11 protein-coding genes are annotated in these 14,445 nt (G+C 64.1%); 8 read left to right on the top strand and 3 right to left on the bottom strand.

Annotation, left to right across the window (positions count from 1 at the left end):
• Nucleotides 1–1,422 carry a hypothetical protein gene (locus NDI72_RS08475; protein ID WP_283800211.1) on the top strand — a complete coding sequence of 474 codons (1,422 nt, stop codon included), beginning with the start codon at nt 1–3 and terminating at the stop codon, nt 1,420–1,422.
• 18 nt (nt 1,423–1,440) lie between these two features.
• On the opposite strand, the gene NDI72_RS08470 is transcribed toward NDI72_RS08475, so the two are convergent.
• The 3 genes from NDI72_RS08470 to NDI72_RS08460 are packed head-to-tail and all read right to left on the bottom strand — an operon-like array spanning nt 1,441 to nt 4,967.
• Nucleotides 1,441–2,757 carry an aspartate aminotransferase family protein gene (locus NDI72_RS08470; RefSeq protein ID WP_283800210.1) on the bottom strand — a complete coding sequence of 439 codons (1,317 nt, stop codon included), beginning with the start codon at nt 2,755–2,757 and terminating at the stop codon, nt 1,441–1,443.
• Between the two features lie 52 nt (nt 2,758–2,809).
• A complete protein-coding gene (locus NDI72_RS08465) occupies nt 2,810–4,123 on the bottom strand; it encodes a glutamine synthetase family protein (protein WP_283800209.1) in 1,314 nt (437 codons plus the stop codon).
• A complete protein-coding gene (locus NDI72_RS08460; RefSeq protein WP_113154127.1) occupies nt 4,113–4,967 on the bottom strand; it encodes a MurR/RpiR family transcriptional regulator in 855 nt (284 codons plus the stop codon). The genes NDI72_RS08465 and NDI72_RS08460 overlap by 11 nt, the downstream gene beginning before the upstream one ends.
• A 117-nt stretch (nt 4,968–5,084) precedes the next feature.
• Here NDI72_RS08460 and NDI72_RS08455 point away from each other — a divergent pair, with 117 nt between their 5' ends.
• The 7 genes from NDI72_RS08455 (at nt 5,085) to NDI72_RS08425 (ending at nt 14,313) form a co-directional block, all read left to right on the top strand.
• Entirely contained in the window at nt 5,085–6,866 is a 1,782-nt protein-coding gene (locus tag NDI72_RS08455; RefSeq protein ID WP_113154128.1) for a branched-chain amino acid ABC transporter ATP-binding protein/permease, read from the top strand.
• Between the two features lie 35 nt (nt 6,867–6,901).
• Nucleotides 6,902–8,056 (top strand): ABC transporter substrate-binding protein, encoded by a 1,155-nt coding sequence (locus tag NDI72_RS08450; protein ID WP_283800208.1) that lies wholly within the window; start codon nt 6,902–6,904, stop codon nt 8,054–8,056.
• A 10-nt stretch (nt 8,057–8,066) separates the two neighbouring features.
• Nucleotides 8,067–8,783, top strand: a complete 717-nt coding sequence (locus NDI72_RS08445) for an ABC transporter ATP-binding protein (protein ID WP_224924708.1) — start codon at nt 8,067–8,069, stop codon at nt 8,781–8,783.
• Nucleotides 8,783–9,676 carry a branched-chain amino acid ABC transporter permease gene (locus tag NDI72_RS08440; RefSeq protein ID WP_113154131.1) on the top strand — a complete coding sequence of 298 codons (894 nt, stop codon included), beginning with the start codon at nt 8,783–8,785 and terminating at the stop codon, nt 9,674–9,676. Before NDI72_RS08445 ends, NDI72_RS08440 begins: the two co-directional genes overlap by 1 nt.
• Complete coding sequence (locus tag NDI72_RS08435; RefSeq protein ID WP_113154132.1) at nt 9,673–10,467, top strand: N-formylglutamate amidohydrolase; 795 nt, start codon at nt 9,673–9,675, stop codon at nt 10,465–10,467. The genes NDI72_RS08440 and NDI72_RS08435 overlap by 4 nt, the downstream gene beginning before the upstream one ends.
• A complete protein-coding gene (locus NDI72_RS08430; protein WP_206546927.1) occupies nt 10,458–11,105 on the top strand; it encodes a cysteine hydrolase family protein in 648 nt (215 codons plus the stop codon). Before NDI72_RS08435 ends, NDI72_RS08430 begins: the two co-directional genes overlap by 10 nt.
• 166 nt (nt 11,106–11,271) lie before the next feature.
• Nucleotides 11,272–14,313 carry an aminotransferase class III-fold pyridoxal phosphate-dependent enzyme gene (locus NDI72_RS08425; RefSeq protein WP_283800207.1) on the top strand — a complete coding sequence of 1,014 codons (3,042 nt, stop codon included), beginning with the start codon at nt 11,272–11,274 and terminating at the stop codon, nt 14,311–14,313.
• Nucleotides 14,314–14,445: the final 132 nt, after the last annotated feature.

Genomic DNA, 14,445 nt, shown 5'->3' with positions numbered 1-14,445 from the left:
ATGAACAAGGCCGCGCTGCCGTTGCTGCTTCTCCTGGTGTTGCTCGGCAACGGGCTGCGTTCGGTGGTCAGCTCCACCGTGTTCGTCTCGGAAGGGACGTTTGCGAGCTTTCTGAAAATTTCCGTCAACAAGACCTCGGTGATCATCGAGCTGCTTCTGGGCGCGGTGCTTCTGTCGCTTCTGATCACGCCACGGCTGATCCAGCGCTTTCCGGCACGGCCGCTGGCGGCTGCGATGTGTCTCATCGCGGGGGTCTCCAGCCTTGGGCTGGCGGTGCTTTTCTGGGTTGCGCCGCCGGTGGCAACGCGAGAGGCGCTGGTGGTGGTGCTGTTTCCGCTGATCGGCTTTTCGCTGGCGGCGCTCGCGCCCATTGCACAAATGATGACCGTGTGGGGCGGCGAGCGGCATTCCAAGCTTTTGACGGGTGTGTGGGCGGTGGCCATGCCGGCGGCGTTTCTGGTCACGCCGCAACTCGTCCGGGTGATTGCGCCGCGCTATGGGCTGGACATCTTCTTTGCCGGCTTCGCCATGGTGCCTTTCCTGCTGATGCTGGGCCTCTGGATGGTGCGCGAACCCGTGAAGGAAACGGCGGGCGAGGCAGGGGAAGAGAAGGCCGCCAGCTTCGCGCTTCTTCCGGTTCTGGTCGTGTTGATCACCTTCGAGGCGGTGACAACGCTGGTGTCGCTCTCGGGCATCAGTGCGCCGGAAACGCAGATTGCGGCCGGGTTGTTCGCGGCGAGCCTTGCCTATCTCATCGTGAGGGCGCGCCGGGCAAGGGCTGCGGAACAGGCTCCGCGAGCGCCCGTCGAAGGGGCGACGCTTGGCGTGTTCGCCTTCCTCTTTTTCGTCAATGTGGCGACCACGGGCTTTTACGACACCGCCTATCTGGTGAAGCATATGTGCTCCAACACGCTGATCGCCGACCGGGCAACGATTGGCGCGCTGGCGCAGGTGGTGGCGGCCATGGGAGCGACGGCGATCCTGGCGCGCATGCCGATCCAGCGGGCGCTGATGCTCGCCGGCGCGGTGATCACGGCGGCGGGGCTTGGCTCCTACATGCTGTATTTCGGCTTTCCCTATTACGAGGTCTATCTGGGGTCGAAGGCGCTCACCGGTTTTGGCACGGGGCTGCTGACGACGGCTGCCGTTTTTGCGGTCACCGGCGCGGCCGGCAGTAACGCACATCTGTCGCTCTTCATCGCCTTCGTGATCATCGTGGGAACGGAAGTGGGGCTGGAACTCTTCGAGATCCTGATCCAGGTGATGGAGATGCTGAGCTTTGCGCCGGACGCGGTCTATTCCAGCGTTTTCGTTTTGCAGGCCGTTCTGGTGCTGGTGGCGATGCCGTTCCTTTTTGCGAAAGAGGCATCGCCCGACGCCATTGCGGCGGAAGGTGCGAAAAGCCCGACCGCGCAGCAATGAGCGCGGCGCGGGGACAAGCTACCAGCCGGCGAAGTGCTCCAGAAGCTGCGGGTCCACACGCCCGGCCTCCACATCGCCCAGCGCCTGGTCGAGAATGGCGATGCCGCGCAGCGCCTCGTCCTCGCTCATGGTGAGGGGCGGGGTGAACTCCAGAACATTGGAGTTGATGCCCACATAGTAGATGACGAGGCCGAGCTGGAAGGCGCGGTAGACGACAAGCGCGGTCTGCTCGATGGCCGGTGTGCGGGCGTTACTGTCGCTGACCAGCTCGACACCCAGCGCAAGACCGTGGCCGCGCACATTGCCGATGAGCTCGTGCCTTTCCTGAAGATCGCGCAGCGCAGTGAGCATCGTGTCGCCCACGCTGGCTGCATTGGCGACGAGGTTTTCACGCTCGATCGTGTCGAGAACGGCGAGGCCCGCCGCCGCGCAGACGGGATTGCCGTGAAGCGTCTGGAAGGAGAAGGCGGAGGCGTGATTCATGATCGCCTCGGGGCCGACCGCCGCCGAGATGGGCAGGCCGCCGCCGAGCCCCTTGCCGAAGACAATGATGTCGGGCTCGATGTCACTGTGCTCGAAGGCGTGGAGCCGCCCGGTGCGTCCGAGCCCCACCTTCACCTCATCGCAGACCAGCAGAATGCCATGTTTGCGGCAGAGCGACTGGATTTGCCTAAAGTAGCCCGGCGGGGGCACCAGCATGCCGCCATCGGACTGGATCGGTTCGATGAAGAAGGCCGCCACTTCCTCCGGCGGGACGGTGGTGGCGAAAAGCTCTTCGAGATGCGCAAGTGCCGCGCTGGCGGCCGCCTCGGGGCTGCCTGCGGCGTAGGCATCGGGATAGGGAACGAGGCTCAGGCCCGACGCCTTGTCGATGCCGCCCTGCGCGGGGTGGCCGGAAATGGCCACCGACCCCACCGTGCCGCCATGATAAGCGCCCTTGAAGGACAGGATGCGTTTGCGGCCCGTCGCGGCGACCACGGCGCGGGCGACGGTCTCGTTGGCGTCCGAACCGGAATGGCCGAACCAGACACGGCCTGCGGCGCGCTCCGGCACGATGGAGAGCAGTTTCTCGGCCAGAAGAACGCAGGGCTCGTTGGCGGTGGAAAGGTAGCTCGCGCCCGCCTGATCGGTCAGCGCGCGGTTGACGGCTTCGGCAAGGGCCGGGTGGCCGTGGCCGAGGCTGGCCGCGCCCCAGGAAGCGGCGAAATCGAGAAGGTCGCGCCCGTCATCGCCACGCAGGAGACTGCCCTTTCCGCCGGTCACGGCCTGCGGAAAGAAACGCAGATGGGCGAGCGTTGAAACGCTGCGGCTTTCGCGGTCGTACAGTCCGTTCATGCCTGCTTTCCCTGTTGTGTTTCCGTGTGTCGGGTGTTGCCCCCAAAGGCCGTCAGTAGACGGCCTTGTAACGGGCGCAGCGCTCTGCCTGATCGAGATCAGCCGTCTGGTCGATCTCGCCGCGCTTGTGCTTCACATAGGTTTCCACCGCCTCGCTGCCGAGCCACTGCGCGACCAGCTCATTGGCGGAAAGCCGGTCAAGCGCCTCGTCGAGCGACTGCGGCAGGCGCACGAAGCCGCGCTTTGAAAGCGCGTCGGGGGAAAGGAGGGACAGGTCTTCTTCGGTGACCTGCGGGGCGGCGAGGCCTTCCTCGATGCCCTGTGCACCCGCATGGGCGAGGGCGGCGAGCACCAGATAGGGGGAGGCTGCGGCATCGGCTGCGCGATACTCGAAATTGTACTGTTTTGCGGCGCTGTCGGGGCTGGCGCTTGTGACCGGGCAGATGCGCACGGCGGCCTCGCGGTCGTGATAGCCCAGATTGTTGAAGGCCGCGCTCCAGCGATGCGGCGTGAGGCGCAGATAGGAGATGGCAGACGGCGCGGTGAGCGCGATGATGCTGTCCATGTATTTCAGGATGCCGGCGATGAAGGAGCCGGTCTTTTCCGACATGCCCCATTGCGCGTCGGGGTCGTAGGTGGCGGGCGCGCCGTTCCCGTCGATGAAGCTCATATGCACATGGACGCCATTGCCGACGCCGGCGGGATCGCAGATCGGCGCGAAGGTGACCGGGTGGCCCATGCGCTCGGCGACGAGGCGGGTGACGGCGCGCACCTTGATGGCCGTGTCGGCGGCGGTGACGCCGAGATCGGGACCGTTGGTGACCTCGAACTGGTCTGCGCCATACTCTTTCAGGAACGTGTCGGGCTTGACGCCCGCCAGCTCCAGCGCGGCCATGACGGTTTCGCCGAAGGCGCGGTGATTGGCGAAGCTGGCAAGGCCGAAGGCTTCGCCGGGGCCGGGCGGTGTTTCGCGGGTCTGGAATTCATGCTCGAAAGCAGCGATGAGGCGGAGCCCCGAGACATCTTCGAGCCGCTTGAGGGCCTGTTTCAGGATCGAGCGCGTGCAGCAGCTCCAGGGCGTGCCTTCAAGGTCGAGAATGTCGCCCAGAACGAAGCGTTCGACCGGGCCGCCATCTTCCAGATCAAGCGTCACGGCGGTGTCTGCATCGGGCACGAGGATCAGGTCGCCGAAGGAGCCGAAGGGGCTGTCGGCGATGGCGTCGAAACAGGTGATCTGCACATTGGTGGGCGTCCAGCCGACACCCTGCCGGAAGCGCTTTTCCATTTCCTTCAGGGGGAACGCCTTGCCGCGCGTCACGCCGGAGAAGTCCGAAGTGGCGGCGAACATGAGAGGATTACTGATCATCGTCGCGTGCTCCATGATCGAAGCGGAGCGAGTCCCAGGCTTCGATGCGTTTGCGGGTTTTGTCCCAGTTGGTTTCGGCGATGCGGGTGAGCATGGCCTCCATCAGCACCATCGCGCCGGCGTAGCTGTCCCAGACAGTGCCGCTTTCGATGGGCGTGGCGAAAACTTCGTTGGCGTGGTTGGCGGCGGGTGACATCCACTTGTCGGTGAGGACGACGATCTGGACGCCGCTCTCTTCGCGGGCAAGGCGCGCCAGCTCTGAAAGCTTGCGCTGGTAGCGGCGGAAATCGACCACGAACAGCACGTCTTTCGAGCGCATGCGCAGCAGATATTCCGGCCAGACTTCCGGGTCTGCCGGCAGGTGGAAGACGCCGCTTCTGACCTGGCGGAGATGGCGTGACACATAGAGCGCGATTGCATCGCTGATGCGTCCACCGATGAGGTAGATGTTGCGCTTTTCATCGCCCAGAAGCGCACAGACGCGCTCGAACTGGGCGCTTGTCGTGGCCGATGCCGAGGCGGAAATGAGATTGACCGCGCGGGCCACGAAATCTTCCAGAAAGTCGCCCTGTATGGCGCGGTCGCCCACATGCAGATCCAGCGGCGAGCGGTTCGACTGCCGGATCTCGTCGATCAGATGACGCTGGAAATCCTGATAGCCGTGAAAGCCCAGTTTCGTGACGAAACGCGAGATGGATGGCGGAGACGTCTTGGTCTTCTTCGCCAGGTCCTGGATCGTGTCGAGGCCCGCATAGGGGTAGTCGAGCAACAGCGCGGTGCACAGCTTCCGTTCGGTCGCCGTGAGCTCGCTCGACAGGTTCTCCAACCGTTGTCTGACTTGCATTGATCTCCTCCAAGGCGAACAGACGATTTTGAAAATCATAAGTCAATATGAAAATTTTTGGTTGACTGTGAAAAAATAATATCAAAGCTAAAGGGCAGGGGAGCAAGAGGGGAGTTCATGTTCACGTCATCGCGCCAGCACTTCATTGCCGCCGCTCTCGCCATCGTTGTTCTGGCGGTGGCGGGCGTTGTGATCGCCGGTCTTTTCGGCGCTGCCGCTGAGCGCGTGCTCACGGTTTTCTTCATCTCGCTCATCGCCGTTACGGGCATTGGCGTCTACAGCGGAAACAGCGGTATCCTGAGTTTCGGCCATTTGGCCTTCATGGGCATCGGTGCTTATGTGTCGGGCCTTTTGACGCTGCCGGCGGGGCTGAAAATGGCGACGCTGCGCGGGCTGCCGGACTGGCTCGCGGCAACCGAACTCTCGCTTGTTCCGGCCATCATCGTCGCCGTTCTGGTAACGGCGATCATCGCGCTTCTGATTGGCATCGCCATCGGCCGGCTGGAAGGCTCGGCGGCGTCCATCGCAACACTTGGCCTTCTGGTGATCGTGCATGGCGTGATCATCGGCTGGCGCGACGTGACGCGGGGCGCGCAGTCCTTCTTCGGCGTGCCGCGTGACACCACGCTGCTGGTCGCGGCGGTGGCCTGCGTGATCGCGCTGATCGCGGCGCGCTGGTATCGCGACTCCCTGTCTGGTCTGCGCCTGAGAGCCGGCCGCGAGAACGCGATTGCGGCCAAGGCCGTCGGCATCAACGTGCAGCGCGAGCGGCTCATCGCATGGGTTCTGAGTGCTGCAATCATGGCGCTTTCGGGCGCGCTGATCGCCCATTTCCTCGGTGCGTTCAGCCCCAAGAAATTCTACTTCCACGACACGTTCCTGCTTCTGGCGATGCTGATCGTCGGCGGCATGACGACGGTGACCGGTGCGATCTCCGGCACCATTCTGATCACGGTCATCACCGAGATCCTGCGGCGCTTTGAAAGCGGCATGAGCATTGGCGGTTTCGAACTGCCGGCGGTGTTCGGCACGACGCAGATCGGCATCGGCCTGCTCATCCTGTTCGCCATGTTCCGCATGTCGGAAGGCGTGATGGGGCTGAAGGAGTGGGAGGAGCGCGTCTTCCCCTACAAGCCGAAGCGCGGCAGGGCCGAGGCGCTTGCAAAACGCCACAGCGACGACCGGCTGAAAGTCGACCATGTGGCGATGCAGTTCGGTGGTCTGCGCGCGGTCGACGATGTAAGCATTGCCGTCAATCCGGGCGAGATTCTCGGCCTGATCGGACCGAACGGCTCTGGCAAGACGACGCTCCTGAACATCATCTCCGGCGTGTTGAAACCGACCGAGGGTGATGTCGTTCTGGGTGACCGCTCGATCACAGGCGTGGCCCCGGAGAAGATCGCCGATTACGGCATTGCGCGCACGTTCCAGAACATTCGCCTGTTCCCGACGCTGACCGTTTACCAGAACGTGCTTGCGGCAGCGCTTTCCACCCATGGCGGAAAGAATGCGGAAGAGCGCACGGGCGCCGCACTTGCGCGGCTGGGCATCGATGAACGCGCCGGCGAGGATGCGGGAACGCTGTCCTATGGCGAGCAGCGCCGGGTGGAAATTGCCCGGGCGCTGGCCTGTGAGCCGACGCTGCTTCTGCTCGATGAACCGGCTGCCGGCATGAACCGCGAAGAGACGGACGATCTGATCGACCGGCTGAAAGTGCTGTCGGCGGATCTGGGGCTCGGCGTGGTGCTGGTGGATCACGACCTCAAGCTGATCAACGAATTGTGCGACCGCATCGTCGTGCTCAACGAAGGCCGGCTCATCGCGGATGGCGCGCCTGCGGAAATCCGCGAAAATCCGGCGGTCATCGAAGCCTATCTGGGGCCGGGCAAGACCGCCTGATCGAAACGAACGAAAAAAGAAAAAAGGGAACTGACATGAACAAGCTGCTCATATCCACGCTTCTCGCCAGCGCCATGGCGCTTCCGGCGGCTGCCGAAACGCTGCGCGTTGGCGTCGCCACGGCGCAGACCGGTGCGCTCGCGCCGTTCGACACGCCGGTGATCGACGGCATTCACATCGCGGTCGACGAGATCAACGCTGCCGGCGGCATCGACGGCAAGATCAAGATCGAGCTTCTGGAAAAGGACGTGCGCTCCGACGCCGCGCAGACCTCCATCGCCACCCAGGAACTGGTGGATGAGGGCGTCTCCGTGATCGTGCTGCCGTGTGACGCCGACCCGTCGCTGGCCGCCATCGGCGTCGTGACCGATGCGCAGATCCCGGCGATCTCCACCTGCGCATCCTCGCCGACGCTGCCGCAGATCGGCGGCGACTACATGTTCGCCAACTTCCCCGGCGACAATGTGCAGGCGACCGTTTCGGCCAAATGGGCCTATGACGAGGGCTACCGCAGCGCCTACATCATCTATTCGCCCGACACGCAGTACACGACCATGCCGCTCTATTTCGCGGAAGTGTTCGAGAAGCTCGGCGGCAAGATGCTGGGCGAGGACACGCACACGATCGGCCAGCAGGATTTTTCAGCGATTGCAACGCGTATCGCGGCGCTCGACCCGCAACCCGATGTCATCATGACCTCGACCTATGAGCCGGACTTCCCCTCCATGCTGAAGGCGCTGCGCGCAGCCGGCGTGGAAAGCCAGATGATCGGTTCCGACGGCATCGACAGCCCGACCACTTTCTCGCTTGGCGCGGTGGCCGAAGGCCTCGTCTTCACCACGGCTGGTCACCCGACCGAGGGCAGCGAGCTGGAAGCCTTCAACAAGAAGTTCGAAGAGGTGAACGGCGAGGCCCCGCAGACCGTGTTCAACGCGGTTGGCTACGATCTGGTGAAGGTGCTGGAAGCGGCCGTGATCGCGGCAGACGGTTCCACCGATGCGAACACGCTGCGTGACGCCATTGCCAATCTGGAGAACGTGCAGGGCGCGACCAGCACGATCACCTACAAGGGCACCAACGGCATGCCGCTGCGCTCGGTGAGCCTGATCCGCGTCAAGGACGGTGAGCGTGAGCTTATCGGCCAGCCGACGCCGGGTGCTTCGCTCATCCCCGAACCCCGCGTTCAGTGAGGTAGGGCTCGTGTCTGCGCTATTGTCCGTCCAGTCACTCCAGGTGCAATACGGCGCCGTTCAGGCGGTGCGCGGTATCGACCTGGATGTGCATGAAGGTGAAATCATCGCGCTTCTGGGCGCCAATGGCGCGGGCAAGTCCTCCACGCTCAACGCGCTGGTCGGCCTTGCGCCGGCGAGCGGGGGCAAGATTGTCTTTTCGGGGCAGGACGTGACCGGCAGCGCGCCGGAGCGTTTCACCTCGCTGGGCATGACGCTGTCGCCCGAGGGGCGGCGCGTCTTCGGCACGCTGAGCGTGCAGGAGAACCTGCTCATGGGCGCTTATTCGATGCGGGACAAGGCGGCGGTGAAAGCCGCCTGGGAGCGGGTCTTCGACCTGTTCCCGATCCTGCAGGAGCGCCGTGAGCAGTTTGCTGGAACGCTGTCAGGCGGCCAGCAGCAGATGCTGGCCGTTGGCCGCGCGTTGATGAGCAATCCGCGTCTTCTATTGCTTGACGAACCGTCGCTGGGGCTCGCGCCGAAGATTGTCGAGCAGATTTTCGAGTTGATCACCGTTCTGCGCAAGCAGGGCGTGACGCTGATGGTCGTCGAACAGAATGTGTCGATGGCGCTCGAAATCGCGGATCGTGGATACGTGATGGCCAGCGGCCGCATCGCTGCTTCCGGCACCGCTGCGGAACTGCGCGATTCCGAAACGCTGCAAGCTGCCTATCTGGGGGCCGAGTAATGGATCTGTTTCTACAGCAAACCGTCAATGCCTTCGCATTGGGCGGCACCTATGCGCTGCTGGCGCTGGGCCTTGCCATGGTCTTCTCGACCATGGGGCTGATCAACTTCGCCCATGGCGAGCTGATGACCATCGCCGGCTATATCCTGATGGCTTGTGGGCTGGCCGGCGTTCCGTTCGCCTTCTCCATTCTGCTGGCGATTGCGGCGGCGGTGCTGGCCGCCGTGGTGATGGAGCGCATTGCCTTCCGGCCCGTGCGAAACGCCTCCGGCGCGACCATGCTGGTGACCAGTTTCGCGGTCTCGATGATCCTGCAGGTTCTGTTCCAGAACTTCATCTCCGCCCGCTCGCAGGCCGTTCTGGTGCCGGAAATCCTGTCTGAAAGCGTGCGCTTCGGCGGGCTGGTGATCGGCGTCAACAAGATTGCGGCCATCGCCACCACCATCGTCATGCTGATCTTCCTCGACCGCTTCATGAAGCATCACCGCATCGGCATCGCCATGCGGGCGGCAGCCGAGGATTTCTCGGTGGCGCGCCTCATGGGCATCCGCGCCAACACGGTGATTGCCGGCGCGTTCGCGCTGTCGGGCTTCCTGGCCGGCGTTGCCGCCGTGCTGTGGGTGAGCCAGCGCGCTTCGGTCGACCCGCTGATGGGCTTCACGCCCGTTCTCAAGGCCTTCATCGCGGCCATTCTGGGCGGCCTCGGCTCGCTGCGCGGTGCGGTGGCCGGCGGTTTCCTTCTGGGCTTCATCGAGATCTACCTGGCTGCCTACCTGCCTGCCGGCATGCAGGAGTTCCGTGATCCGATCGCCCTTTGCCTGGTCGTTCTCGTGCTGATCTTCCGCCCGAACGGCCTTATCCCCTCGCCAGCCCTCAAGGCGGAGAAAGTATGAGCCTTCACACATCTGTCGGAGAGAGCGGTCGGCTTCTGTCGTCGCTCGACCCGAACCCGGTCACCATTATCAATCAGGAAAGCAGCTTCCCGGTGCTGCTGGTCTGCGAGCATGCGGGCAAGACGGTGCCGGCAGCCCTGAACGGGCTCGGCCTCTCGGACGATGCGCGCGAGGCGCATATCGGCTGGGACATCGGTGCGGCCGCCGTTACGCGGCTGATGGCCGAACAGCTCGGCGCGCCGGCAGTGTTTCAGAGCTACAGCCGGCTGGTGATCGACTGCAACCGCCCGCCGGAAGCGCCCGACGCGATGCCGGAGGTAAGCGATGGCGTGATCGTGCCGGGCAACCGCTCCTTGAGCGATGAGGCGCGCGCCCACCGCACGCGCGAAATTTTCGAGCCGTTCAATGCGGCGGTGACGATGATGCGCGAAGCGCCGCACTGCCGGGCGATCCTGTCGATCCACAGTTTCAACCCGCAGCTTCAGGATGGCGTGCCGCGCCCCTGGGAAATCAGCTTTCTCTATCGCAAGGACGTGCGCACTTCCGAGCGCCTGCGCCAGCTTGTTCTGGAAAACGCGCCGGACATGACGGTGGGCATGAACGAGCCCTACACGATTGACGACGAGTCGGACTGGTTCGTGCCGCGCCATGGCGAGCTGAGCGGTCTGCCGCACAGCCTGATTGAAATTCGCAACGATCTCATCTCAGATGCCGTCGGACAGGCGCAGTGGGCAAAGCTCATGACCGCCGTCGTGCATCGCTTCGTAACGGAGTTACAGGAATGGAACTGACGCGCAACGTTCCCATCGAGCCGGGCCAGGCAGCGATCCTCTATGTGGATGTGCAGAATTTCAGCGCCCACAGGAAAGGGGCGGAATTCGCCGATCTCGACGAGAAGACGTTTGAGGAAAAATACCGCTGGTATTTCGACCGGCTCGACGCAGACGTGATCCCGCGCATGCAGGAGCTGCAGGCGGCCTGCCGCAGCGCCGGCGTGGAGGTGATGTACACCACCATCGAAAGCCTGACGCTGGACGGGCGCGACCGCAGCCTCGACTACAAGATCACCGGTTTCAACGTGGCCAAGGGCTCCTGGGACGGCAAGGTGATCGACCAGATCGCGCCGGGCGAAGACGAGATCGTTTTGCCCAAATCCTCCTCGTCGGTCTTCGTCTCGACCCATATCGACTACATTTTGCGCAATCTCGGCGTGAAGCAGCTCATCATCTGCGGGCTGATCACCGATCAGTGCGTGGAGAGCGCCATTCGCGACGCCTGCGATCTGGGCTATCTGGTGACGCAGGTGACGGATGCCTGCCTGACCTACAGCCAGGAGCGGCACGACAATTCGCTGCGCACCATCAAGGGCTATTGCCGGCAGGTGACGACGGCGGAGCTGATCGCGGAACTGCAGTCGAAAGCTGTGTGACGTTTCGCCCGGGCGGCTTGCGAACGGGGCCGCATCGTGAAACGGATAGCGGCATCGGGCCGGGCAGGCATGGGTGGATGACAGGTCTGCCGCCCGGTCCAGATCGTTCCTGTGCGTCCGGGTGGATGCAGGACGATCCAGAGCTGCGCTTGGGAGATTAGGGCGAATGACTGCAATTCTCGACACGGTTCCGCGCTTTTCCGAGGAAGAGGTGCGCCGGCTTCTGCTGGATGTGTATGGCATCGAAGGCGCGCTCTCGGCGCTGGAAAGCGAGCGGGACCAGAATGTCCGGGTGAAGACGCCGGAAGGCGCGTTCATCTTCAAGATCATCAATGCGGCTGAACCCGCCCTGGAGAGCGACTTCCAGACGGCGCTCCTGCAGCACATGGTCCGGCACGCGCCCGACCTGCCCGTGCCGGCGCTCCTGCCGACCTTGAAGGGTGAGGCGCTTGGCGAGGCGGTTTCCGCCAGTGGCGGAACGCACCGGCTGCGGCTTGTCAGCTGGATCGAGGGCATGCCGCTTGCCGAGGCGCCACGCAGCGAGGCGGCCATGGAGAGCCTCGGCGAACTGCTTGGCCGGTTCAACAATGCGCTCAACGGTTTCATGCATCCCGGCGCGGAGCGCCCGCTGGACTGGGATCTGCGCCTTGCCGGCAACAGCCGCGCGCGGCTGGACAAGATCCGGGATGCGGACGACCGCGCGCTGGCAGAGCGCTTCATCGACCGTTTCGAAGCCGATGTTCTGCCACGGCTCTCCTGCCTGCGCGGCGGGGTGATCCACAACGACGCCAATGACTGGAACGTGCTGGTCGATCCGGCGGATCACACGAAGATCTGCGGCCTGATCGATTTCGGCGATGCGCTCTACAGCGCGCTGATCTGCGAAGTGGCCATTGCCGGCGCATACGGCGCGCTCGACTGCGACGACCCGCTGGGGGCCATCGGCGCGCTGGCGGCCGGTTTCCACGCGCAGTATCCGCTGCGTGAAGAAGAGGTCGACCTTTTGTTCGATCTTGTCGCCATGCGGCTCGTCACCTCGGTGACGATCTCGGCCAGCCGCCAGTCGGAAGTGGCCGACAATCCCTATCTCGCGGTGAGCGAAAAGCCCGCATGGGACCTGCTGCGCCGGCTTGGCGCAATGGACCCGCGTTTCGCCACGGCCATTCTGCGCAATGCCTGCGGCTTTGAGGCGATGCCCGGCGCGCGTGCGGTGAAGGGCTGGCTGGCGGACAACCGCCGCAATTTCGCACCGGTGCTGGTGCGCGCGGCGGCGAGCTATCCGACCGCCCATGTGCCGCTTGGCGACCAGAGCGACCCAATCGCCATCGCCTCGGCTGAAGAGCGGCCGGACGAGGCGCAGGCGCTCTGGGAAGATGCGGTGGGGGATGCGACGCGCATTCTGGGCATCGGCCCATGGGGCGAGGAGCGCGGCGTCTACACCAGCGAGATTTTCGAATCCCGCCTGATCGCCGGCGAGCGCCGCAGGCGTCATCTGGGGCTCGATCTTTTCCTGCCGGCGGGAGCCGCGCTTTATGCGCCGCTTGCCGGCACGGTGAAGGAAGTGGGCGTGGAGGCCGCGCGGCTTGGCTATGGCGCGGTGATGGTGCTGGAGCATAAGCCGGAAGACGGTCCGGCCTTCCTGTCGCTGTGGGGGCATCTTGCCCATGAGGTTGCGGACCGTCTGAAGGTGGGCGACCGGGTCGAGGCCGGCGCGTTTCTGGCCCATATGGGCGGGCCGAAGGAAAATGGCGGCTGGATGCCCCATCTGCACCTGCAGATTTCCTGCGACACGACGATGAGCGCCGACGACATTCTGGGCGTCGGCGAGACGCGCTATCTGGAAACGTGGGGGGAACTGTTCCCCGACGCCAGCGACTTTGCCGGGCTTGTGGCGGTTGATGCGGGGCGGCTTTCCAAGGCCGAGATCGTGGAGAAGCGCCAGTCGCTGCTCCTGCCGAACCTGTCGATTTCCTATGAGGAGCCGATCAAGTTCGTGAAGGGCGAGGGCGTGTGGCTGATCGATGACCGTGGCCGCGCCTATCTCGATTGCTTCAACAATGTCTGCCATCTGGGCCATTGCCACCCGGCGGTGGTGGAGGCGCTCGCCACACAGGCGGCAACGCTCAACACCAATACGCGCTATCTGCACGACAACATCGTCGCCTATGCGGAGCGGCTGACGGCAACCATGCCGAAGGAGCTGGGCATTGCGGCCTTCGTGAATTCGGGCTCGGAGGCAAACAGTCTGGCGCTGCGCATGATGCGGGCGCATACGGGCCGGGAGAACGCCATCGTTCTTGACTGGTCCTATCACGGCACGACGCAGGAGCTGATCGATCTCAGCCCCTACAAGTTCCGCCGCAAGGGCGGGCATGGCCCCAGGCCGCATGTGCACGTGGCCGACCTGCCGGACGCCTATCGCGCGCCGGCCGACTGGCCGCAGGAAGAGCTGGCGAAGCGCTTCGCCGCCAGCGTGGGCGAGCAGATCGACGCCATGGCGGCCAAGGGCGAGGCTCCGGGCTTCTTCATCGCCGAATCCATCCCGAGCGTTGCCGGGCAGGTGTTCATGCCGGAAGGCTATCTGGACGAGGTGTACCGCATGGTGCGCGCGGCAGGCGGCATCTGCATCGCCGACGAGGTGCAGGTGGGCTTTGGCCGCATCGGCAGCCACTGGTGGGCATTCGAGACGCAGGGCGTGGTGCCGGACATCGCAACGGTGGGCAAGCCCATTGGCAATGGTCACCCCATGGGCGCGCTGGTGGTGCGCCGGGAGATCGCGGAATCCTTCCAGAACGGCATGGAGTATTTCAACACGTTCGGCGGCAACCCGGTTTCCTGCGCGGTGGGGCTTGCGGTGATCGACACGATCGAGCGCGATGGCCTGCGGGAGAACGCGGCGGCAATCGGCGAGTATCTGAAAGCCGGCTTTGTTGAACTCCAGACGCGTTACCCCGTGATCGGCGATGTGCGCGGCATGGGCCTGTTCCTCGGTATCGAGCTGGTGGAAGACCGCGAGACCAAGGTTCCGGCCACGGCGACGGCGCGCGCCATCTGCAACGAGGCGCGGGCGCGGGGCGTTCTGATGGGCACCGAAGGGCCGCATGACAATGTGCTGAAGATGCGCCCCTCGATGATCTTCTCCAGGGCCAATGCGGACCATCTGCTCGGCGTTCTGGAAGAAAGTTTCGAGGCGGTGGCCAAGGTCTGACCGGGTCTGACCGGGCCTGACAGGGCCTGCGAAAAGGCATGGATGCGACGCTGGACCGCGATATGATCAACGGGCCTGCATGTTGACATAAAGATATCTTTATGTGATGCAGGTCCATTGTCGTATCAAGGA

Source organism: Nitratireductor sp. GZWM139 (genome assembly GCF_030068685.1).
GTDB lineage: Bacteria > Pseudomonadota > Alphaproteobacteria > Rhizobiales > Rhizobiaceae > Nitratireductor > Nitratireductor aquimarinus.
The sequence above is the reverse complement of the archived record's forward strand: the minus strand, read 5'-3'. Positions and strand labels throughout refer to the sequence as shown.